General features: G+C 51.8%; 20 protein-coding genes. 4 read left to right on the top strand and 16 right to left on the bottom strand.

What is annotated here, in order from left to right; all coding sequences use genetic code 11:
• Nucleotides 1-11: 11 nt before the first annotated feature.
• Nucleotides 12-977 (bottom strand): phosphoserine phosphatase, encoded by a 966-nt coding sequence (gene serB, locus L4D19_RS25460; RefSeq protein ID WP_428454765.1) that lies wholly within the window; start codon nt 975-977, stop codon nt 12-14.
• Between the two features lie 114 nt (nt 978-1,091).
• On the opposite strand from serB, the gene L4D19_RS25455 reads away from it, so the two are divergent.
• Nucleotides 1,092-1,706, top strand: a complete 615-nt coding sequence (locus tag L4D19_RS25455) for a YtjB family periplasmic protein (protein WP_075762498.1) — start codon at nt 1,092-1,094, stop codon at nt 1,704-1,706.
• Nucleotides 1,707-1,797: 91 nt separating this feature from the next.
• Here L4D19_RS25455 and deoD read toward each other — a convergent pair whose 3' ends face one another.
• The 14 genes from deoD to ubiT form a co-directional block, all read right to left on the bottom strand.
• Entirely contained in the window at nt 1,798-2,517 is a 720-nt protein-coding gene (gene deoD, locus L4D19_RS25450) for a purine-nucleoside phosphorylase (protein ID WP_075762499.1), read from the bottom strand.
• A 122-nt stretch (nt 2,518-2,639) separates the two neighbouring features.
• Nucleotides 2,640-3,860, bottom strand: coding sequence for a phosphopentomutase (gene deoB / locus L4D19_RS25445; RefSeq protein WP_075762500.1), 1,221 nt, complete (start codon nt 3,858-3,860; stop codon nt 2,640-2,642).
• A 10-nt stretch (nt 3,861-3,870) separates the two neighbouring features.
• Nucleotides 3,871-5,202: a thymidine phosphorylase gene (gene deoA, locus L4D19_RS25440; RefSeq protein ID WP_075762501.1), complete on the bottom strand. Its 1,332-nt coding sequence runs from the start codon at nt 5,200-5,202 to the stop codon at nt 3,871-3,873.
• Between the two features lie 198 nt (nt 5,203-5,400).
• The gene (gene deoC / locus L4D19_RS25435) at nt 5,401-6,174 is read right to left on the bottom strand and encodes a deoxyribose-phosphate aldolase (protein WP_075762502.1); all 774 of its coding nucleotides are present in this window, start codon (nt 6,172-6,174) and stop codon (nt 5,401-5,403) included.
• A 421-nt stretch (nt 6,175-6,595) separates the two neighbouring features.
• On the bottom strand, nt 6,596-6,766 hold the full coding sequence (locus L4D19_RS25430; protein WP_075762504.1) for a XapX domain-containing protein: 171 nt from the start codon (nt 6,764-6,766) through the stop codon (nt 6,596-6,598).
• A 404-nt stretch (nt 6,767-7,170) separates the two neighbouring features.
• Nucleotides 7,171-8,424: a NupC/NupG family nucleoside CNT transporter gene (locus L4D19_RS25425; RefSeq protein WP_428454764.1), complete on the bottom strand. Its 1,254-nt coding sequence runs from the start codon at nt 8,422-8,424 to the stop codon at nt 7,171-7,173.
• 216 nt (nt 8,425-8,640) lie between these two features.
• Nucleotides 8,641-9,435, bottom strand: coding sequence for a TatD family hydrolase (locus L4D19_RS25420; RefSeq protein WP_428454763.1), 795 nt, complete (start codon nt 9,433-9,435; stop codon nt 8,641-8,643).
• Between the two features lie 12 nt (nt 9,436-9,447).
• On the bottom strand, nt 9,448-9,660 hold the full coding sequence (locus L4D19_RS25415) for a DUF5363 family protein (RefSeq protein WP_428454762.1): 213 nt from the start codon (nt 9,658-9,660) through the stop codon (nt 9,448-9,450).
• Between the two features lie 9 nt (nt 9,661-9,669).
• A complete protein-coding gene (gene glgX, locus L4D19_RS25410; RefSeq protein WP_428454761.1) occupies nt 9,670-11,754 on the bottom strand; it encodes a glycogen debranching protein GlgX in 2,085 nt (694 codons plus the stop codon).
• Nucleotides 11,755-11,924: 170 nt separating this feature from the next.
• Nucleotides 11,925-13,505 carry a peptide chain release factor 3 gene (gene prfC / locus L4D19_RS25405; protein WP_075762508.1) on the bottom strand — a complete coding sequence of 527 codons (1,581 nt, stop codon included), beginning with the start codon at nt 13,503-13,505 and terminating at the stop codon, nt 11,925-11,927.
• Between the two features lie 302 nt (nt 13,506-13,807).
• Nucleotides 13,808-14,254: a ribosomal protein S18-alanine N-acetyltransferase gene (rimI, locus tag L4D19_RS25400; RefSeq protein ID WP_428454760.1), complete on the bottom strand. Its 447-nt coding sequence runs from the start codon at nt 14,252-14,254 to the stop codon at nt 13,808-13,810.
• Nucleotides 14,244-14,645 (bottom strand): DNA polymerase III subunit psi, encoded by a 402-nt coding sequence (locus L4D19_RS25395; RefSeq protein WP_160649661.1) that lies wholly within the window; start codon nt 14,643-14,645, stop codon nt 14,244-14,246. The genes rimI and L4D19_RS25395 overlap by 11 nt, the downstream gene beginning before the upstream one ends.
• 151 nt (nt 14,646-14,796) lie before the next feature.
• The gene (locus tag L4D19_RS25390) at nt 14,797-15,300 is read right to left on the bottom strand and encodes a GNAT family N-acetyltransferase (protein WP_428454759.1); all 504 of its coding nucleotides are present in this window, start codon (nt 15,298-15,300) and stop codon (nt 14,797-14,799) included.
• Nucleotides 15,290-15,811, bottom strand: coding sequence for a ubiquinone anaerobic biosynthesis accessory factor UbiT (gene ubiT, locus L4D19_RS25385; protein ID WP_075762512.1), 522 nt, complete (start codon nt 15,809-15,811; stop codon nt 15,290-15,292). Before ubiT ends, L4D19_RS25390 begins: the two co-directional genes overlap by 11 nt.
• Nucleotides 15,812-16,014: 203 nt before the next feature.
• Between ubiT and L4D19_RS25380 the strand changes: the two genes are divergently transcribed.
• From L4D19_RS25380 to L4D19_RS25370, 3 genes are all read left to right on the top strand, one after another.
• On the top strand, nt 16,015-18,054 hold the full coding sequence (locus L4D19_RS25380) for a sensor domain-containing protein (RefSeq protein ID WP_075762513.1): 2,040 nt from the start codon (nt 16,015-16,017) through the stop codon (nt 18,052-18,054).
• A gap of 143 nt (nt 18,055-18,197) precedes the next feature.
• Nucleotides 18,198-19,205: a ubiquinone anaerobic biosynthesis protein UbiU gene (ubiU, locus tag L4D19_RS25375; protein WP_075762514.1), complete on the top strand. Its 1,008-nt coding sequence runs from the start codon at nt 18,198-18,200 to the stop codon at nt 19,203-19,205.
• An 11-nt stretch (nt 19,206-19,216) separates the two neighbouring features.
• Entirely contained in the window at nt 19,217-20,092 is an 876-nt protein-coding gene (locus tag L4D19_RS25370) for a U32 family peptidase (protein ID WP_428454758.1), read from the top strand.
• Nucleotides 20,093-20,172: 80 nt separating this feature from the next.
• On the opposite strand, the gene nlpI is transcribed toward L4D19_RS25370, so the two are convergent.
• On the bottom strand, nt 20,173-21,072 hold the full coding sequence (nlpI, locus tag L4D19_RS25365) for a lipoprotein NlpI (protein ID WP_075762516.1): 900 nt from the start codon (nt 21,070-21,072) through the stop codon (nt 20,173-20,175).
• Between the last annotated feature and the right edge of the window lie 100 nt (nt 21,073-21,172).

Below are 21,172 nucleotides of genomic sequence, written 5' to 3'. Positions count from 1 at the left end.
ACCTGTGATATCTACCAGCTGATCCCCTGTGGCATCAGTGAGGCAGACAAAATACACATCACCCCACCCAAATCGGCTTGGCGGATCACCGCCGGAGCCTCGGCCTCGACTTTCGGCTTGGCATGGTAGGCAACGCCCAATCCTGCAGCCTTGAGCATCACAAGGTCATTGGCACCGTCACCGACGGCAACGGTATTGTGCAGGGCAATCTCGTGCTGATCCGCTAACTCGCGCAAAATATCGGCTTTGACCTGCGCATCAACCACGTCGCCCAGCACCTTGCCGGTCAACTTGCCGTCGACAATTTCCAGCGTATTCGACTGGGCATGATCAAGCTGTAACTCTTGTTTGAGGTAGTCCGAAAAATAAGTAAACCCGCCCGAGGCAATGGCGACTTTCCAGCCATAGTGGTGGAGGGTTGCAACCAGCTCGCGCAGCTCCGGCATCATCGGCAGTGTCGAGCGCACGGATTCCAGAATCGATTCATCAGCCCCCGCCAGTGTTGCCACTCGCTGACGCAGGCTCTGTTCAAAATCAAGCTCGCCCTGCATTGCCCGCTCTGTCACCTCGGCGACTTGCTCCCCGACCCCGGCCAGCACGGCAATTTCATCGATACATTCGATCTCAATGGCTGTCGAGTCCATATCCATCACCACAAGACCGGGCTCGGACAGATCCGGCAGATCGCTGGTAGAGGCATAGTCTAACCGGAAGTGGATCAGGGCCTGTTCCAGCAAGGCCGACAGCTCATCCCGGATCAGCAATGCATCATACGATCCCACCTTCCATGCGGCGACCACATCCAGATCATCACCGACATACGCCGCAATGTCCGCCAGTAGCTCAGGCGTTATGCGCCGCCCGTAAACCAACAAGCCGGCTTGTTGTCTTATCAGGTTAGAGGCTGAATTTATGCTGGGGAAGCGCTGTTGCAGCGAAGTGTGTTTTTTAACTTTTAGCACGCTATCTACATCCATGTTTAAGTTTGGTCATATTAATCCACTGCTACCAAAGTACCCTATTGCAATTTATTAGGGCAAGCCCCAATATGGCATTCGTGCATTTCGGCTTAGATTCCACTATATGTTGATATGATGATACTGAAAAAAACGCGACTACAGCGAACATGGCAACTCCTGGTATTGATAGCCTGCCTGGGCGGCTTGGTTACCATGCTGGAGTACGGCTCGGACTTAAATCTCCGCAGCTACCGGGCGCTCAGCGAGCAGACCCAGTCTTTGTCACGCATTATCGTTCGGCAAGCCGCCGGGACGGCAGCCAAAGATATTCTTGATAACAATCAGGACAAGCTTCAGGCGCTGGTTCAGCAGCTCTCCGAGGAGCCACTCATTCTTGATGCCAGCATCTACGATCTGGAGGGTATCGCTGTCGCCAAAACAGAAGAGGCGATGCCGTTGGAGCAGGTTACGGGGATTTCGACCCCGCTGTCTGTTGCCAGCTTTGGCCGCCAGCAAATTGTCGAGCCGGTGATGGCCGACAAGCAGGTGATTGGCTTTGTCCGTATTACCCTGGAGCACGGCAAGCTATTGGAAGATGCCGCCAGCCAGGTTGAATACATGACCAATATCATTCGGGGACTGATACTGGCTGCCTTGTTCATCGGCTTCCTGCTGGCCTTCACCTTCGGCCGCCGCAAAGATATCTGGCACTTCCCGTTCCTGCTGACGTCAAATGCCAAAGATTAACGATTGGCGAGTTACTCGTACCTAGCACCGATATTCACGCATAAAAAAAGACGGCCAAGGCCGTCTTTTTTACATATCCTATCAAGCGTGCTTATTCAGCATCACCTAGCAGAACAGATTCCAATGCAATTTCCATCATGTCGTTGAACGTCAGCTGGCGCTCTTCAGATGTCGTTGCTTCACCACGTAGGATGTGGTCTGAAACCGTACAGATAGTCAGTGCTTTAGCACCAAACTCTGCTGCCAGGCCGTAGATGCCTGCCGCTTCCATTTCAACACCAACGATGCCGTATTTCTTCATAGTCTGGAAGAAGTCGAAATCAGGGTTGTAGAACAAGTCTGCAGAGAAGATGTTACCCACTTTAACGTCGATACCCTTCGCTTTCGCCGCTTCTACTGCGTTTTGCACCATGCCGTAATCAGCCAGTGCTGCGAAATCGTGATCGCCGAAACGGATACGGTTTACTTTAGAGTCAGTAGATGCACCCATACCGATAACAACATCACGCAGGTTTACATCGTCACGTACTGCACCACAGCTACCAACGCGGATGATTTTCTTCACGCCGAAATCTTTAACCAGCTCGGTCGCGTAGATTGAGCATGAAGGGATACCCATACCGTGACCCATTACAGAGATCTTACGGCCTTTGTACGTACCTGTGTAGCCGTACATGTTACGAACGTTACACACTTCTTTTGCATCGTCCAGGAACGTTTCAGCAATGTACTTGGCACGTAGCGGATCACCCGGCATCAGAACTACGTCTGCGAAATCACCCATTTCTGCATTAATATGTGGAGTAGCCATCGAAATTTCCTTCCATTTCTCCGTCGGCCCGATTCTAACCAACGGCTGTCATTAGTATTAGGTTGCTGTTTCGAACTATAACAACTATAGAACGAAACAGCGGCAGGGATATGTTATATGCGTTACAGGAACGACTTACCGTATTCCATGTCCGACGTACCGAAGTACTCAGCCAGGGTCTGGCCGATATCGGCAAATGTCTCGCGGCGACCCAGTGAACCTGCTTTCACTTTAGGACCTGTTACAAGAACAGGGATATGCTCACGGGTGTGGTCAGTACCTTCCCATGTTGGATCACAGCCGTGGTCGGCAGTCAGGATCAAGACATCGTCTTCCTGAAGCAGCTCAATGATCTCAGGCAGGCGCTTATCGAAGTATTCCAGTGCAGCCGCATAGCCTGCAACGTCACGACGGTGGCCGTAAGCTGAATCGAAGTCAACGAAGTTGGTAAATACGATAGTGTTGTCACCCGCTTCCTTGATCTGCTCAAGTGTTGCCTCGAACAGTGCCGGAATACCAGTCGCCTTCACCTTCTTAGTGATACCGCAGCCGGCATAGATGTCAGAGATCTTACCGATAGAAACAACGTCACCGCCTTTCTCGTCAACCAGCTTCTGCAGTACAGTTGCTGCTGGCGGCTCAACAGAAAGGTCACGGCGGTTACCGGTACGCTCGAACTGGCCTTTGCCAGCACCGATGAACGGACGCGCGATCACTCGGCCGATGTTGTACTCTTCCAGCTCTTCACGAGCAATCTGGCAAAGCTCCATCAGGTTATCCAGGCCGAATGTCTCTTCGTGACAGGCAATCTGGAATACAGAGTCAGCAGAGGTATAGAAGATAGGCATACCTGTCTTCATGTGTTCTTCACCTAGGTCATCAAGAACCTGAGTACCAGATGCGTGGCAGTTACCCAGGAAACCTGGCAGGCCGGCACGCTCAAGAATGCGATCGGTCAGCTCTTTCGGGAAGCTGTTTGAGTGATCAGTGAAGTAGCCCCAGTCAAACAGTACAGGTACACCGGCGATTTCCCAGTGGCCTGACGGCGTGTCCTTGCCTGAAGACAGCTCTTTGGCATGGCCATACGCGCCGGTGATTTCAGCAGCCGCGTCAAGACCTTCAGGGAAAGTACCTGATGACTCTTCACACGCCTTACCCAGACCCAGCTTGTTTAGGTTAGGCAGGTTAAGCGGACCGCTACGGTCGCCGTTGTCAGCCTCGCCACGGGCACACTGCGCTGCAATATGGCCTAGGGTGTTCGAACCTACATCGCCGAAATCAACAGCATCTTCTGTTGCGCCGACACCGAAAGAATCGAGTACAAGAATAATTGAACGTTTCATTTTGACTCCATTAAACATCTTCAGGGCGAACGCGACGGTAAACCTCAGGAGTAGGCTCAGGCTTCTGCTCTGAAATCGTGATGTTCTCACGAACAGCCTTCGCCGCTTCTTCCCATTGCGCTTCGGTACGCGCATGGATAACCGCTAGCGGGGTATCAGCATTCACTTCAGTACCCAGTGCGATCATATCGCTCAGACCCACTGCATAGTCGATAGTGTCGGATGCAACGCGGCGACCGCCACCCATACCCACAACAGCCATACCCAGACCACGCGTATCCATCGCGAATGCATAACCTGTGCTCTCGGCATAAACAGGTTTCACGATTTCTGCTTTATCCAGGTAGTTGTCGTAGTTTTCCATGAAGTCAACCGGACCACCAAGACCTGCAACCATCTTACCGAAACACGCTGCGGCTTTACCGTTATCCAGTACTTCCTGCAGTTTCGCGTTCGCTTGTTCCAAATCAGTAGCCAAGCCACTGTTTACAAGCATTTCGGCACACAATGCCATGGTCACGGCAAATAAGCGAGGGTTACGGTATTCACCGGTCAGGAACTGAACGGCTTCACGAACTTCCAGTGCGTTACCCGCAGTAGAAGCCAGTACCTGGTTCATGTCAGTTAGCAGTGCGGTCGTCTTGGTACCTGCACCGTTTGCGACAGCAACAATCGATTTTGCCAGCTCTTCAGATGCTTCGTAAGTTGGCATGAAGGCGCCAGAACCCACTTTAACGTCCATAACTAGCGAGCCAAGACCGGCAGCCAGTTTCTTAGACAGGATTGATGCTGTGATCAGCGAGATGTTGTCAACAGTTGCGGTTACATCGCGAGTAGCGTATACACGCTTGTCCGCTGGTGCCAAATCGCCAGTCTGGCCGATAATTGCCACGCCAGCATCTTTTGTCACCTGACCAAATACTTCATTGGTCGGCGTAATGTTATAGCCAGGAATAGATTCTAGCTTGTCCAGCGTACCGCCGGTGTGGCCCAGGCCACGACCTGAAATCATTGGTACATAACCACCACATGCAGCCACCATTGGGCCAAGCATTAGCGATGTTACATCACCAACACCACCGGTAGAGTGCTTATCAACAATCGGACCGTCAAAATTCATGTGATCCCAGTTGATCACCATGCCTGAATCACGCATTGCACACGTTAGGGCTACACGCTCGTTCATGGTCATGTCGTTGAAGTAGATTGCCATCGCAAAAGCAGCAATCTGGCCTTCAGAAACAGTGTCTTTAGCAACACCCTGGATAAAGAAGTTAATTTCGTCTGCAGATAGTTCGATGTTGTCGCGTTTTTTTCTAATGATTTCTTGTGGTAAATACATGGTATTCCCCGGTCAGATAATAATGTAGGGCAGATGACAATTTACCTTGCGCAACCCTTTTTATTGGAAAAAGTGGCTCACAGTATGATTCTCAGCCGCACAGGTGCCGCTCGCGCCGCAGCCGGGCAAGAACCAAACAGTAAATAGTCACAGGCAAAAAAAGTAAGGTGGCAATAAATGCCACCTTACGGGATTAGATTAGTAGCCGCCTTCAGCAGCTTTTTCGCCTTCACCTAGAGTGTGAAGTAGGTTAGCTAGCAGGCTAGATGCACCAAAACGGTAGTGCATGTTGTCAGCCCACTCTGCACCGTGAATACGGTCAGCCATGTCTAGGTATTGCTGTGCGTCTTCAGCAGTACGAACACCACCTGCAGGCTTGAAGCCAACAGTTTTCGCTACGCCCATCTCTTTGATCACGTTTAGCATGATCTCAGCGTATTCTGGTGTTGCGTTAACAGGCACTTTACCTGTTGATGTCTTGATGAAGTCAGCACCGGCTTTGATAGACAGCTCAGATGCTTTCTTGATTAGCTCTTCTGTTTTCAGCTCACCAGTTTCGATGATCACTTTCAGCAGAATGTCGCCACAAGCTTCTTTACACTGCTTAACCAGCTCGAAGCCCACTTCTTCGTTACCCGCCATTAGGGCACGGTATGGGAATACAACGTCAACTTCGTCCGCACCGTAAGCAACAGCAGCTTTAGTTTCTGCTACTGCAATTGCGATGTCGTCGTTACCGTGTGGGAAGTTTGTAACAGTTGCAATACGGACTTCAGGTGTACCTTGCTCACGGAGTTGCTTCTTCGCTACAGGAATGAAACGTGGGTAGATACAGATAGCTGCTGTGTTGCCTACAGGTGTTTTCGCGTTCTTACACAACTCGATCACTTTTGCATCAGTGTCGTCATCGTTCAGAGTGGTAAGATCCATTAGTTTAAGTGCACGTAGTGCAGCAGCTTTTAAATCGCTCATGACTATCTCCAGTCCAGTTATTTTCTACCAAGCTTATAGAAACTGTTCCATACGCTTGACGGCAATCTGTTGCTATACCGTCAAACGGCCCGCCTACAGCGAACAGTTAGATGAGCGGACTTGGTTCCTTGAAGACTCAGGGAAACAATGCGAGATTGCCGACCTGATTGATATCCTTTTCACCGCGCAAGAAGCTCAGGAAACCTGAGCCCTTGCAAATTTTTATGCCGTCCAGCAAACCGTGACAGTACTCCCATCACGACGGGGAAACGCTGTAACAGCAATCGTCAGTTAATGATGGTGCTCACGTATAATACCAAGCTCCGGTACGCCTCACCATCAAAGTCGTGTTTCCAGTGGTGGATAATGTGTTTACCGCAAGAAAAGCCTGTAAACATATGTTATTACTCAAAAATCCTATTTAAGTAAAGAAACGTTCCACAATCCACTGATAAGCAATACCCCCTGCGTATACCCCGAAAATTCCCATCACTCCGGAGAGGACCGGTGGTGCCGGTATCGGCAGCTTTATCGCGGAAAATAACACCCCGACGATAAACCCAGCTATCAGCGCTAGTATGACTTCACTCATAACGTTTCTCTCTGTGTTTTACAGAAACAAACAAAGTGTAGCCTGCAGATACTGAGGTGTCGCTTGCAACGTAAAATGATGGTAGCAAAGGAATGTAACAGAAACCGGAGCGCAATCGATTTTATGATACAAAGAGTGAACGTGTTACAAGTTTTTACCGAATCTGTTGATCAATATTGAGGGGCTGAAGCCCTGGATTTTGAATCCGTGGAGAAGTATCGAGGGACCAGTGACACAACTCGAAAAAACATACCTATCTGGGTAAATAATTATTCAGTTAGTGGCGCATGAAATGCCCTGAATAAGTCTCAGGAAAAAGAGGTGAATTGCAGCTCGAAACCGACAGATACAAAAACGCCACGGCTATACCGTGGCGTTTATCATTCAGCTGAACGAGTCAGTGATTACATTGCGCTTAGTGAGAAGAACAGACCAGCGATAGTTGCAGACATTAGGTTAGATAATGTACCTGCCGCTACAGCTTTCATACCAAAGCGTGCAATGTCGTGACGACGGTTTGGCGCGATGCTACCAAGACCACCTAGTAGGATTGCTACTGAAGACAGGTTCGCAAAACCACATAGAGCAAAAGAGATGATTACTTTTGTCTTTTCAGAGATAACTGCAGGAGCAGCATCGCCTAGGTAAGGAACGTAGCTCAGGTAAGCAACAAATTCGTTCAGGATCAGTTTCTGACCGATGAAAGAACCAGCAATGTTTGCATCAGCCCATGGAACACCGATTAGGAATGCTAGAGGCTGGAATGCGTAACCAAGTAGCAGTTCCAGAGTTAGGTCCGGCATGCCGACCCAACCACCGATGCCACCTAGCATACCGTTAATAAGAGCAATCAGACCAACGAATGCCAACAGCATTGCGCCGATGTTTAGAGACAGTTGCATACCAGCAGACGCACCGCCAGCAGCTGCATCGATTACGTTAGCAGGCTTGTCGTCGCCCTCAGCTTCGTCACCACCAAGCTGCTCAACAGGCTCGTCTGTTTCAGGCTTGATGATTTTAGCAAACAACAGACCACCAGGTGCTGCCATGAAAGATGCTGCAATCAGGTACTCTAGAGGTACACCCATTGCTGCATAACCAGCTAGAACACCACCAGCAACCGAAGCTAGACCACCACACATTACGGCAAACAGCTCAGACTGCGTCATTTTTGGTACAAACGGACGCACAACTAGCGGTGCTTCAGTCTGACCAACGAAAATGTTAGCTGTTGCAGACATTGATTCTGCGTTAGAGGTTCCAAGTACCTTCTTCAGACCGCCACCAAGAACGTTGATTACAACCTGCATAACACCTAGGTAGTAAAGAACACTGATCAGTGCTGAGAAGAAGATTACTGTTGGCAGAACTTTAAATGCGAAGATAAAACCAATACCTTCAACAGAGAAGTTCACTAGGCTACCGAATAGGAATTCGATACCGATGTTACCAAAATCAATGACGCTCTGAACACCGCTACTCGCAGCACCAAGAACATCTTTACCCCAAGGTACATACAGAACAAATGCACCTAATGAAAATTGGATGGCAAATGCGCCACCAACAGTACGTAGATTAATAGCTTTACGGTTATCAGATAGTAGAACAGCTAGACCTAGCAGTACTAACATCCCAACCAGGCTCATAAACAGGCTCATAGTTTATGGCATCCCTTTAGTTAAGTTTGGCGTCTCGACAATTTGGCTCTTTAAGAGTCCGGCGCATTATACTAACGCAGCGGCGGATAAAGTAATGCCGCCATCACACTTTCCAAGGAAAGAGAGTGAAAGTTTAATCACAAACGTGACATAAATCACAAACGAAAACACAACTTACGCAACCGTTTCGCGCAATCGTTTTCTTTTAGATCTAGATCACATCAATATCCGAAAAAGTTCAGCCGCAGTTAAGCTGGTAGCTGAAGCTATTTCAGCTTCAGATTCCTCTCTGATCTCGACAAGTGATTGCATAATATTGAATAACCGATCAGGACGATTGGGCTCTCCCTGATAGCCGGCAACAGGCATATCCGGCGCATCGGTCTCTAGCATCAGTGCTGCCAACGGCAGTGCAGCTATTGTATTGCGAGTTTTGTTGGCTCGGCGATATGTAATCGTTCCACCTACACCAATTTTGATACCCAGATCGATTAATTGCTCTGCCTGCGGCAGGCTGCCACTGAAACCATGATAAACCCCACCCGCAATCGGCGGCGTTCGCTTCAATACACTCACTAGCTCGGGAAAGGCCTTCCGGCAATGGAGGATAACAGGCAGGCGGTATTGGTTTGCTAACACCAGCTGTGCCGACAGCAGTTCTATCTGCCGCTCCCGATTGGCACCCGCAATAGCAAAGTCGAGCCCACACTCACCCACGGCGACACATTTGCGATCCTTCTTCTCCTCTGTTCCGGCCACTTCTGCCAGTTGTTCGGATAACAAGGACATTGCATGCTGGCTGTGCTCCTGAGAAAAAAACGGGTGTAGCCCCAGTGCATAATACAAACCGTCAAACTGCTGGCTGAGAGATTTCACCGCCTGCCAGTTCCGCTCACCGACGGAGGGGATCACGATGGTCCCCACCCCGGCACGGCGTGCCAGCGTTAGGTAATAAGCAGGATCGGAGGCAAAAGGCTCAAAGTCAAAATGACAATGGCTGTCAATGAGCATTGGAAAAGCCCCTCATTGTGTCTTCTCGTTCTGCAGGCTACATGCAGGGCCCTGCGGCGGCTTGTCGTCCGGCCTTTGACGAGAGTGTCTCCGCATAGACGGGTTTCTCGGATCGTCATCCTCATAACGCACAGGTGCGCAGCTGCGGCGGTTCTCCGGGACCAACCCCAATCGCTCACACCATTTATCGTACTTGGCGATCCCTCGTTTTAGCCACTTCAGCATCAATCTCTCCTACCGGCTGGTTGATTTGGCAATCATGATTATCATACTACGCCCGGTGACCAAAATCGTATCGCCACGATATCTCGGCGCCTGCTCGATAGTATAGATATCACGGGGGCTTGGCTCCGCGGTATTGACCAGCAGGTGCCAGTCCCTGTCACCACAATCCGGCAAGGTGAACACCAGCGGGTCCCAGTAGGCATTGCAGATGACATATAGCTCATCCTCGCTGATAGGGTGAATCACGGTTGTTGCCAGCGAATGAGAATGTTCAGACCAGTCAGGTTGGTGCGGCTGAAGTCCATGCCAGTTGATCCCGACATTCTCGAGCACCGAGCTCAGCGACATATGCATGTTCCATTCAATGGTCGGCTCGGTGCGCCGGATCTGGTTCATTAACATCACGAACCGCAGCATATCGGCATGCTTATCGACCAGGCGCCAGTCAAACCAGCTGATTTCGTTATCCTGGCAATAGGCATTGTTATTGCCCTGCTGGGTGCGCCGGATTTCATCTCCCATCGAAATCATCGGTGTTCCCAGTGAGAGCAGCAGTGTCGCCAGCATATTTTTACACTGGCGGTTTCGCAGTGCCTCGACCTCGGCTATATCCGTCGGCCCTTCCACACCATAGTTGTTCGACAGGTTATGGTTGTCACCGTCCCGGTTGGCCTCGCCATTATCCCAGTTATGCTTTTCGCTGTAGCTGACCAGGTCATTGAGGGTAAAACCATCATGAGCACAGATGAAATTGACCGAGCGATGCGGCGAATGGCGGTTACTGCAGTAGATATCGGGCGATCCCAGAATCCGTGAGGCAAACGGGCTGATACTCCCACTGTCCCCGCGCCAGAAGGCCCGCACATCATCACGGTACTTACCGTTCCACTCGTTCCAGCGATCGCCAATGAACGAGCCGACCTGATACAGGCCGGCGGCATCCCAGGCTTCGGCAAAGATCTTGGTACTGCTCAGGATAGGATCCGAATCGATTGACCATAACAGGGGCGGCTCCCTCATCGGGTGGCCCTGGCTATCTCGCGCCAATACCGATGCCAGATCAAAGCGAAAACCGTCTACCCGCATCTCGGTTACCCAGAAATGCAGGGCATCAATGATCATCCGCCGCAGAACGCTGTGGTTGGCATTACAGGTGTTGCCGCAGCCGCTGTAATTGGCATATTGACCATTTTTCTTATCAACAATGTAATACGCCCCGTTCTGCAGCCCCTTGAAACAAAACGTCGGGCCGCTCTCGTCGCCTTCTGCCGTATGGTTGAACACGACATCCAGGATCACTTCAATATCGGCCCGGTGTAGCTCCCTGACCAGGGTTTTAAATTCAGTGATCGCGGCAAGCGGATCTTTCTCGACGCTATAGCCGGCATGAACAGCAAAGAAATTGATCGGACTATAGCCCCAGTAATTTTGCCGTCCCTGCGGCGCATCATCGACATCAAACTGCTGGATAGGCATCAGCTCAACGGCCGTCACCCCGAGCGACTTAAGGTAGGGGATCTTATCGATAACACCGGCAAATGTTCCCCGCCTGGCTTCGTCGACGCCCGACGACGGGTGCTTGGTAAATCCGCCGACATGCATTTCGTAGATCACGGTATCTGTCATTGAATGGCGCGGTGCCTGAGTGCCTTGCCAGTCAAAGGCCCGCTGATCAACAACAACACTTTTCATCCCGCTCGCCATATTCGGCCCGGGACCAATGGCGTTGTCACGACAATAGTGACGCCCGAAGCTAATCGCCTGGCTGTAGGGGTCAATGAGTATTTTTTCCTTGTTGAAGCGAAGCCCTGCTTCAGGCTTCCAGGGACCATCCACCTGAAAGGCATACACCTGACCGTGACCGATATTGGCAACAAACAAAAACCAGTAATGCCCCCGCTTGTGCATAACAGGATCAAGCTCAAATGAAAGAAACGGCGCGGTAGCATCCTGACTGTCGAACAAGTGCAATATCACTTGGGTTGCGTCTTTGGAATACAGGCTGAAGTTCACGCCCTGCTCTTTAATGGTGGCACCTAGCGGGTAGGGTTCCCCTGGCCATGAGTAAATATCCCTGCCGGTCGAAAATTCCATAGTCCCCATTCCTTCCATTGTTCTTTCAATACGCAACAGGAAGAATACTAGACCGAGAATAAGGGAATAAAAGAGAGGGGAGGCGGATTCGCCAGAAAAGGATAAAAAAAGCCGCCACAACTGTGACGGCCTTAGACTATTGTAGGCAGGCTCTCGCCCGGAAAGCGCGATTAGTGCTCGCGAGTCGCACGGAAGTCGACGTCAGGGAAGCGCTCTTTCGCCAAGTTCAGGTTCACCATGGTTGGCGCGATGTAACTTAGGTTATCACCACCATCTAGTGCCAGGTTTGTCTGGTTCTTGCGCTTGAACTCTTCCAGCGTCTTGGTATCGTTGCACTCTACCCAGCGTGCCGTGGCAACATTGACGCTTTCATAGATAGCTTCAACGTTGTATTCGGCCTTCAGGCGGGCAACAACCACATCGAACTGAAGCACACCAACCGCACCGACGATCAGATCGTTGTTCTGCAGCGGACGGAACACCTGCACCGCACCTTCTTCAGATAGCTGAACCAGGCCTTTTAGCAGCTGCTTCTGCTTCAGTGGATCTTTCAGGCGGATACGACGGAACAGTTCCGGAGCAAAGTTCGGGATACCGGCAAACTTGAGGCTTTCACCCTGGGTAAAGGTATCACCGATCTGGATGGTGCCATGGTTATGCAAACCGATAATGTCACCAGCATAGGCCTTTTCCGCACGTGAACGGTCACCGGCCATGAAGGTTACCGCATCAGAGATGCTGACGTTCTTGCCGGTACGGACATGGTTCATCTTCATGCCCTGGCTGTAGGTACCCGATACGATACGCATGAAGGCAATACGGTCACGGTGTTTCGGATCCATGTTCGCCTGAATTTTGAAGACAAAGCCCGAGAACTTCTCTTCGCTGGCTTCAACGTCACGCTCGTTGGCCTTACGTGGCATTGGCGTCGGCGCCCATTCAGTCAGGCCGTCCAGCATATGGTCAACACCAAAGTTACCCAGTGCCGTACCGAAGAAGACTGGTGTCAGCTCGCCGCTCAGGAACAGCTCACGGTCGAACTCGTGCGAGGCACCGATCACCAGCTCCAGCTCTTCACGCAACTGCTCAGCCAGAGAGTCACCAACCGCCACGTCCAGCTCAGGGTTATCCAGGCCTTTGATGATGCGAGCATCCTGAATCGTGTGGCCCTGGCCCGTCGAGTACAAAATCGTCTCGTCACGGTGAATATGGTAAACACCCTTGAACTCCTTACCACAGCCAATTGGCCATGATACCGGCGCGCAGGCCATGTTCAGCTCGGTTTCCACTTCATCCAGCAGTTCCATCGGATCACGGATATCACGGTCAAGTTTGTTCATGAAGGTGACGATCGGCGTATCACGCAGACGGGTAACTTCCATCAGCTTGCGGGTACGATCCTCGACACCCTTGGCCGCATCGATCACCATCAGGCAGGAGTCGACTGCGGTTAGAGTACGGTAGGTATCTTCCGAGAAATCTTCGTGTCCCGGGGTATCTAGCAGGTTAACCAGGCAATCGTTGTACGGGAACTGCATGACCGAGGTTGTTACCGAGATCCCACGCTCTTTTTCCATTTCCATCCAGTCTGACTTGGCGTGCTGGTTGGAGCCACGGCCCTTGACCGTACCGGCTTTCTGGATCGCGTTTCCGAATAACAATACTTTTTCGGTAATCGTGGTTTTACCCGCATCCGGGTGAGAAATGATCGCAAACGTACGACGTTTGTTCACTTCAGCTAAAAAAGACATAAGCGTTGATAATCCTGTGAGAGATTTCAATAATCGAGCAGTAGCCCATCAAGCGTGAGCTACCCAGCTCCTAATAAGTAGACCGGAACCAAGTCTCGCTGCGAGACCCAGCCGGGTTCCATCATCTGCAAGGCAGAAACAAAGGGTGATTTAATTACAGTGAATTACATGTTTGCCTCTATCCTACGCAGCATGATCGTTGACTAGTGGAGCCTGAAAGATGGCGGAATTATACGCAAACTCCGCAGAAAGAAACAGCAGTAACACGGTGCTGATTCAAGTACCTGGCCCGTCGAGAGCGGCTACATGATCAGATAGGTCATGATCAGGGCGTCTTCGCGTCCGGTTTCAGCCGGGTAGTAGCCGATCCGGCGGTTGATCTCATTGAAGCCGACCGCCTCGTATAACTGGTAGGCACGGGCATTGCTGGCCCTGACTTCAAGCCAGATTTCCTCGGCATTCATGGCCGAGAGCTGATCGATAAAGCCTTCCAGCAATATCTTGCCGTACCCCTTGCCCTGACAGGCGGGATCAACGGCAATGTTGAGCAACGTCGCCTCGCCCGCCACATTCTGGCCAAAACAGTAGCCAACCGTCTGCCCGTCGATCTCAAGGACAAAATTGGCGGCAATCTTGCCCGGTGCTTTGCGGATCATCGATTCTGCCCAGGGAAACGCATGAGCAGCCTGCTCGATACGCCAGACGTCATCGAGATGGTGTACGACTAAGGGAACAATTTTATGAGTCATAAGAACAAATCTGCTGCCATAAGGCTTTCTTGCTTGCTGGGTTGGTATGCATTTGTTTCAGTGATACTGATGTCAGCAACTGACACCCTGCCGGGTGCGCCGCCTGGCATCCGGCCAGCCAGCACCACGTTAAATGATGTTCACGGACCTGGTCCAGCGCCTGAGGAGGAAGTAACAGCGCCTGCTCGGGAGCCAGCTTCATACTCTTCAGGATCCGGCCAAAGAGCCAGCGGTCATGCTCATCCAGCGCCTCTGAACAGACAAACAGCAGCTTACAAGTCTCCGGAAGGTCAATCACAGGTACTTGCATATCAGGAAAAAAGGACGGCTTCCTTACCTGCCAGTAAGTCAGGCCCATCTCCTGCAATACCTGTATATCTCTCTGATTCATCGTATTACCATTTTCTGTCTGGTGGCATCACTTCGGCAGGCGATCCTACCAGATCATGTGACGAAATAGAGCCATCGGTATCCGAATATTTTCAGGACCAATAAAAATACCACCCGCAGGTGGTATTTGACGGGCTCAGAACCTGTCGGGATCAGAGCTCGGAAAATTCCGCACAGTATTCCACCAGCCCGGTAATACCGGCCAGAGAATCCGGAACCAGCTCCAGCACCATGAACGCCTCATCCGGCACCGACCAGCTACAGCGCAGCCCGTGCTCAGAGGCTTTGACAAAGCCAGCCTTCGGATAATAGTCGCTGTGGCCCAGCACGACAGTCACCGGGTATCCCAGCTCAGCCAATATGCTCTTAGCCTCTTCCATCAGCGCCTGGCCAATACCTTGTCGCTGGTGTTCCGGCTTCACGGCCAGCGGTGCCAGCCCCTGCCAGTTACTATCCTGTCCATCAACCGTGACCGGGCTGAAAAATAGGTGGCCAATCAACTCGCCGTCATCACTGCATGCCACCAAGGACAGAGTCCGGTGACCATTTTCACGCAGCTTCATCACCAGGTTTGCTTCCGCCTCGGTGTCAAATACGGCTTTCAGCAAACTGTCGATAGGAAGAATATCTGCCGGCGCTTCTGTTCTAATGAGCATTAATGACCTCTTTATCAGCCGCCATGTCCTGCATCCCTTTCTGGATGAAGTCTGCTGACTGCTGCAAAACAAATTTAACCGGGGCCGGAAGCAGCTCAAGATCAATACTGTCCATCAAGTTCTTCACTTCCAGTCCCAACTCGGTATCCCCTTCGATGCGAAGGCGACGCTGGAAGAAGAGTGTATCAGGATCTTCCTTGCGCGCGGCAATTAATACCAAGTCATTACATTCGCCGCTGAAACTGACATCTTCCTGTTCAGCGTGCTCCGAGACGACCAACTGCTCATCCTGGTAGCTGATATACCAGCGCAGACCAAGATCTCTGACCTCAACCTTTAGCCAGCGATCTTCCAGGAACTCAAAATCACCATCTTCCAGCGCTTCTTTAAACACCATCGCCAGACCATCAAGCATCACTTTTTTCTGAATGGCAAACGGGGTCATTTGGGCTGGCACGCGGATCAGAGCCGGGCCGTATTGCACCATGTGCTTTCGTAGTTGAGCAATCACTGTCTTATTATTCCTGTCTCTGTCGCAATTATTGACTGATTGTATGGCAATTATGGGGGAGCTTTTCATGCCTTGAGTCAAAAAAAACGCTTCTCTGAACGCAAAGTTTGGAATTACGGCATTATCACAGGTTATAGTACATAGCACTTAATTTACGGCTCCTCCCTGCCGGAGGGCAACGGATACGGATATACGCACCTTCAATGCCGACTGAGCAACTCAACTACTGGTTTCCGCTGCTGACCGATAACAGCCCTTTTCTGTTTGCAGTGCTAGATCCGGATCATAACTACCTGGTCGTCAACAATCGCTATTGCGAGATTAGCGGGCTGGAGCGCGAAGAATTAGTAGGCCAGAACGACAAAGACATTCTGGGTCAGGCATTCTATGACTCCCTTCGTCCCTATTACGAGCGCGCATTCAATGGCGAATCCGTCGAAGGCGAGGTGGTACTGAATGACAACCGTCATGATACCAGCATGCATTTCAGTCTGGCTCCGCTCAAAGATCAGGTTGGCGATATTCCCTATATCGTGCTGCACTCTGCCGATACCTCGGAGCGCCAGGTCCTGGTCAATTCACTGGCCGAACTGGAGCACCAGCTCAACCAGCTCAATGAATTAATCACCGACGGCAGTTGCCTGATCGAGGGAGAGATCATCATCTCGGCCAACCAGACCGCCGCCGATATGCTGGGTTTTGAATCCCCGCGAGATCTCATCGGCGAAGAGCTGGGACGGCTACTGATAGATAGTAGCAGCCAGCGCATTCTGGGCGAGCAGATCAACCAGCTGGGCAAGAACGAGCAGCGAAAGTGCCAGACCAGCCCTCGCTGCAGCACCGACAAGGCCCTGCAGGTATCATCGTCGGACATCACCCTGCTGGGTGCCCCGGCAAAACTTATTCTGCTGCAGGACACCTCCGAGCGAGCAGTCCAACAGGGCCAGGTTGAACTGCTTGTCCAAACCGACCCGCTCACCGGGCTCTATAACCGCCACGGCTTCAGCCGCCGGCTGGAGCAGTTGATCAACAACGAATCCCCGCTGGTGATGCTGTACCTTGATCTTGATAACTTCAAAAATATCAATGATTCACTTGGCCACCACATCGGAGACCGAGTACTGCAGGAAATCTCCCAGCGCCTGCGCCGCCTGCTGCCGGATACCGCCATTATCGGCCACCTGAGCGGCGACGAGTTTGCCATCATCCTGCAGGAACCCGAACATGACCGCAGCGGCGAGTTGATTTCGCAGCAGATCATCGCCCTGATCAACCAACCCTTTGACCTGCACCACTTCAGCAAGCATCTGGCCTGCTCGATAGGCATGGTGACCTACCCGGGCGACGGTAACGATGCCCGTATTCTGTTGCAAAATGCCGATACCGCAATGTACGAGGCCAAGAACCGTGGTCGCAACCGTCTGGTCAAGTTCAGCGAGGAAATGAACAAAGAAGCCCGGATGCAACTATGGCTGGAAATCGAGTTGCAAAAAGCGCTGCAGCAAAATGGCCTGGAGGTCTGGTACCAGCCAAAGGTCAATGCCAAAGACTATGCCATCGACGGTGCCGAAGCCCTGGTACGCTGGAAACATCCGGTAGAAGGCTATATCAGCCCGGCACAGTTTATCCCGGTCGCGGAGCGCTCCGGCATGATTGAGCAGCTCGGCCAGGTCGTGATAAGGGAAGTTTTCACCACGGTACGAAAATGGAAGCAGCAGGGTCTGCTATCCGGACGGGTGGCCATCAACCTGTCACCGCAGCAGTTTGGTAACCCGAATCTGATCAGCTTTGTTGAGAAGCTAAAGAAGGCAACCGGGGTCAACCCCAACGACATCACATTCGAGCTTACCGAAAGTGCCGTCATGAGCGACGGCGAGCATACTATCCAGATGCTCAATGCCATCAAGAAGCAGGGCTTTGCTCTCTCGATAGATGACTTCGGTACCGGCTACTCTTCCCTGTCCTATCTGGCGCGCTTCCCGCTCGACGAGCTGAAGATCGACCGGGCATTTATCAAAGATATCGAAACCATCCCCAAGCAAGTCACGCTCATCGAGAACATTATCAACCTCGGAAAGGCGCTAAGCATGAGTATTGTCGCGGAAGGGGTCGAGACCCGTCAGCAGGCGACCTTGCTGTCGAACCTCAATTGCGACTATATCCAGGGGTTCCATTTCTACAAGCCGCTACCCAAAAATGAGCTAGATGCCATTTTGCTCAAGCACAGCCGCCACAAGGATTAATCACTACCACTTTATAGCTATAAAAGCTAGAGAAAAAAGTTGTCCTAAATCAACAAAACCTGCCTGACATCAAAACAAGGGGGCACTAAGCCCCCTACTATTTGCTCCATCACTTTTATTCCCACACTGGTAGAAATAATAATATGGAGCTACTTTGCCCCGCCGGTAACCTTCCGGCGCTGAAAACTGCCATTGATAACGGTGCGGATGCCGTGTATATCGGCTTTAAGGATGACACCAATGCCCGCCACTTTGCAGGTCTAAATTTTACAGGCAGAAAACTCGAAAAAGCCGTGCAGTATGTGAAAGATCACAACCGCAAACTGCATGTTGCGCTCAACACCTTCGCTCACCCGGACGGCTTCGAGCGCTGGAAACGTGCCGTCGACAATGCCGCCGCGATGGGGGTAGATGCCCTGATTGTGGCTGATATAGCGGTACTGGACTACGCGGCAACCACCTACCCGGACCTTGAGCTGCACCTCTCGGTACAGGCATCGGCAACCAATACCGCCGCGATCGATTTCTACCAGCAGAACTTCAACGTCAAGCGTGTCGTGCTGCCCCGCGTGCTGTCTATCCACCAGGTCAAACAGCTAGCCCGCAACACCGATATGCAGCTTGAAGTATTTGCCTTCGGGAGCCTCTGCATCATGTCTGAGGGACGCTGCTACCTGTCCTCCTACATGACCGGCGAGTCACCGAATACCGTCGGTGCCTGCTCGCCGGCGAAATTTGTCCGCTGGCAGGAAACCCCACAAGGGCTGGAATCTCGCCTCAACGACGTGTTAATCGACCGTTACGAAGCAGGTGAGAACGCCGGCTACCCTACCTTGTGCAAGGGACGCTTCGAAGTGGACTTCGAGGGCGAGAGCAGACGCTATCACGCGCTGGAAGAGCCAACCAGCCTCAATACCCTGGAGATCCTGCCAGAACTGTTCAAAGCCAATATTGCCTCGGTGAAAATTGAAGGCCGCCAGCGCAGCCCTGCCTATGTCGAGCAGGTAACCCGTACCTGGCGCGCGGCTATCGATCGCTATCTGGCTGATCCGGAAGGCTACAGCGTCGATCCGGCGTGGAACGCCTGCCTGGGCAACGTTTCCGAAGGCAAACAGACGACCCTCGGCGCGTATCACCGCAAGTGGCAATAAAGGAAAACATGATGAAATATTCTCTAGGCCCGCTCCTTTACTTCTGGTCCAAGCCGGATGTCGAGAGCTTCTACCAGCAGGTCAAAGAAACCAATACCGATATTGTCTACCTGGGTGAGACAGTTTGCTCCAAGCGTCGTGAAATGCGCCCGGCCCATTGGCTTGATATCGCCAGAGATATCTCGGCTACGGGCAAGCAAGTCGTGCTGTCGACCATGGCACTGCTGGAGGCGCCAAGCGAAGTCAATGTAATGAAAAAGTACATTGATAACGGCGACTTCATCATCGAGGCCAACGATGTCTCCGCCATTCAGATGGCGCACGAGAAAGGCATACCGTTTGTCGTGGGGCCGGCAGTCAACTGCTACAATGCCCAGACCCTGAACCTGTTCCTGAAAAAAGGTATGGTTCGCTGGTGCATGCCTGTCGAGCTGTCCCGTGACTGGCTCCAGAATGTGGTTAACGAGTGCGAGAGAATGGGCATTCGTGATCAGTTCGAGACCGAGGTTTTCAGCTACGGCTACCTGCCGCTGGCCTACTCGGCCCGTTGCTTTACCGCCCGTGCCGAGGACCGTGCCAAGGACGATTGCGAAACCTGCTGCATCAAGTATCCAACCGGGATCACCGTCAACAGCCAGGAGTCGCAGAAGGTCTTCACCCTTAACGGTATCCAGACCCAGTCAGGCTACTGCTATAACCTGATCAACGATCTCAAGAGCATGGATAACCTGGTCGATGTGGTACGTCTCAGCCCGCTAGGCAACGAGACCCTACCGCTTATTGACACCTTCCGCAGCAACGAGCAAGGCGCCACGCAGCACAAACTGGCAGGCGGCCACCAGTGCAACGGTTACTGGCATAACCTGGCCGGACTTGATATTGCATAATGTCCTTGCCGTTATGACCCAAACAAAAAAGCCGCGTCTGAAGACGCGGCTTTTCTTTGTTTTTTTACCTTGGCTTCGCCTTAGCTATCACCAGCGGCAACCGGCTGCTCGACACTTGCTTCTGCCATCAGGCGGCTTAACTCCAGCAGCGAGAACCGATGCTCGACAAACTCGTAGACATTGCCGGCAAGCGCCAATTTATACAGCATCAACGCAGCCTGGAAATCTTTGTTGTAGTGATACAGCTTGGCCATGTAGAAATACGCTTCGGTCAAGCGCTGAGCCAGCATGTCGTTGTCTTCACTTTCGGCGGTGATCTGTGCAAGCAGCTCGCTCTCGGTCAGCTCGCCGACATACATCCTGACAATTTGCCATCCCCAGTCCTGCTTGTCGCTAACGTCATAGCGGCGTTTCAGCTTATCTTTGGCCGTCTCTGGCTCTCGTTCCAGGTCAACGAGGTACAGCCAGATCACCCGGTAGGGATCGTTCACATTCTGCTGGTAGTGGGCAATGAGATCTTCATGGGCCAGCTCGTAGCGCCCGCCGTAATATAGGGCAATGCCCCGGTTGCGCTGAGCAAACGGGTGGCTGATGTTCAGCTCGAGCGTAGAGTCAAACGCCTCATAGGCCGCATCAAAGTGCGCACTCTGAGTGAAATACACACCCAGAATATTAAAGACATCAGGTTGATCAGGCTTAAGCGACAGCGACTGGTTGAAGTCAAGGCGGGCAAGATCACGCAAACCAATGCTGTCGTGCAACAAACCGCGCTCGTAGTAGACCTGTGCCAGGGTGTCGTCATTAAGATCATTGCGTTTTAGTAACTGATCAATACGAGCCAGCTGGATCTGCTGTTGAATCGTTGGCTGGAACGGTACCGCCAGCGGCGGATTGGTCCAGTTTGACTGAGGGGCTGCCGTACAGCCAGCCAACACCATAATCATCGCAACGCATGCGATTGTTAACCTGTTTGCAATCAATGCAATTCTCCCTGAGGTGAAACTGACGAGTCTTCTTACTAGCTTATACCATCAGTACAAATAAGGCGGCTATCGATCGCTGCCGAATACCCGCCTAAGT

It is taken from the genome of Photobacterium kasasachensis (assembly GCF_050336885.1).
Classification (GTDB): Bacteria; Pseudomonadota; Gammaproteobacteria; order Enterobacterales; family Vibrionaceae; genus Photobacterium; species Photobacterium kasasachensis.
This window is presented reverse-complemented; position numbering and strand designations above follow the sequence as displayed.

Coding starts and splice junctions, on each gene's coding strand:
- serB (WP_428454765.1), bottom strand. CDS start 977: ATGGATGTAGATAGCGTGCTAAAAGTTAAAAAACACACTTCGCTGCAA.
- L4D19_RS25455 (WP_075762498.1), top strand. CDS start 1,092: ATGATGATACTGAAAAAAACGCGACTACAGCGAACATGGCAACTCCTG.
- deoD (WP_075762499.1), bottom strand. CDS start 2,517: ATGGCTACTCCACATATTAATGCAGAAATGGGTGATTTCGCAGACGTA.
- deoB (WP_075762500.1), bottom strand. CDS start 3,860: ATGAAACGTTCAATTATTCTTGTACTCGATTCTTTCGGTGTCGGCGCA.
- deoA (WP_075762501.1), bottom strand. CDS start 5,202: ATGTATTTACCACAAGAAATCATTAGAAAAAAACGCGACAACATCGAA.
- deoC (WP_075762502.1), bottom strand. CDS start 6,174: ATGAGCGATTTAAAAGCTGCTGCACTACGTGCACTTAAACTAATGGAT.
- L4D19_RS25430 (WP_075762504.1), bottom strand. CDS start 6,766: ATGAGTGAAGTCATACTAGCGCTGATAGCTGGGTTTATCGTCGGGGTG.
- L4D19_RS25425 (WP_428454764.1), bottom strand. CDS start 8,424: ATGAGCCTGTTTATGAGCCTGGTTGGGATGTTAGTACTGCTAGGTCTA.
- L4D19_RS25420 (WP_428454763.1), bottom strand. CDS start 9,435: ATGCTCATTGACAGCCATTGTCATTTTGACTTTGAGCCTTTTGCCTCC.
- L4D19_RS25415 (WP_428454762.1), bottom strand. CDS start 9,660: ATGCTGAAGTGGCTAAAACGAGGGATCGCCAAGTACGATAAATGGTGT.
- glgX (WP_428454761.1), bottom strand. CDS start 11,754: ATGGAATTTTCGACCGGCAGGGATATTTACTCATGGCCAGGGGAACCC.
- prfC (WP_075762508.1), bottom strand. CDS start 13,505: ATGTCTTTTTTAGCTGAAGTGAACAAACGTCGTACGTTTGCGATCATT.
- rimI (WP_428454760.1), bottom strand. CDS start 14,254: ATGACTCATAAAATTGTTCCCTTAGTCGTACACCATCTCGATGACGTC.
- L4D19_RS25395 (WP_160649661.1), bottom strand. CDS start 14,645: ATGAATCAGAGAGATATACAGGTATTGCAGGAGATGGGCCTGACTTAC.
- L4D19_RS25390 (WP_428454759.1), bottom strand. CDS start 15,300: ATGCTCATTAGAACAGAAGCGCCGGCAGATATTCTTCCTATCGACAGT.
- L4D19_RS25380 (WP_075762513.1), top strand. CDS start 16,015: ATGCCGACTGAGCAACTCAACTACTGGTTTCCGCTGCTGACCGATAAC.
- ubiU (WP_075762514.1), top strand. CDS start 18,198: ATGGAGCTACTTTGCCCCGCCGGTAACCTTCCGGCGCTGAAAACTGCC.
- L4D19_RS25370 (WP_428454758.1), top strand. CDS start 19,217: ATGAAATATTCTCTAGGCCCGCTCCTTTACTTCTGGTCCAAGCCGGAT.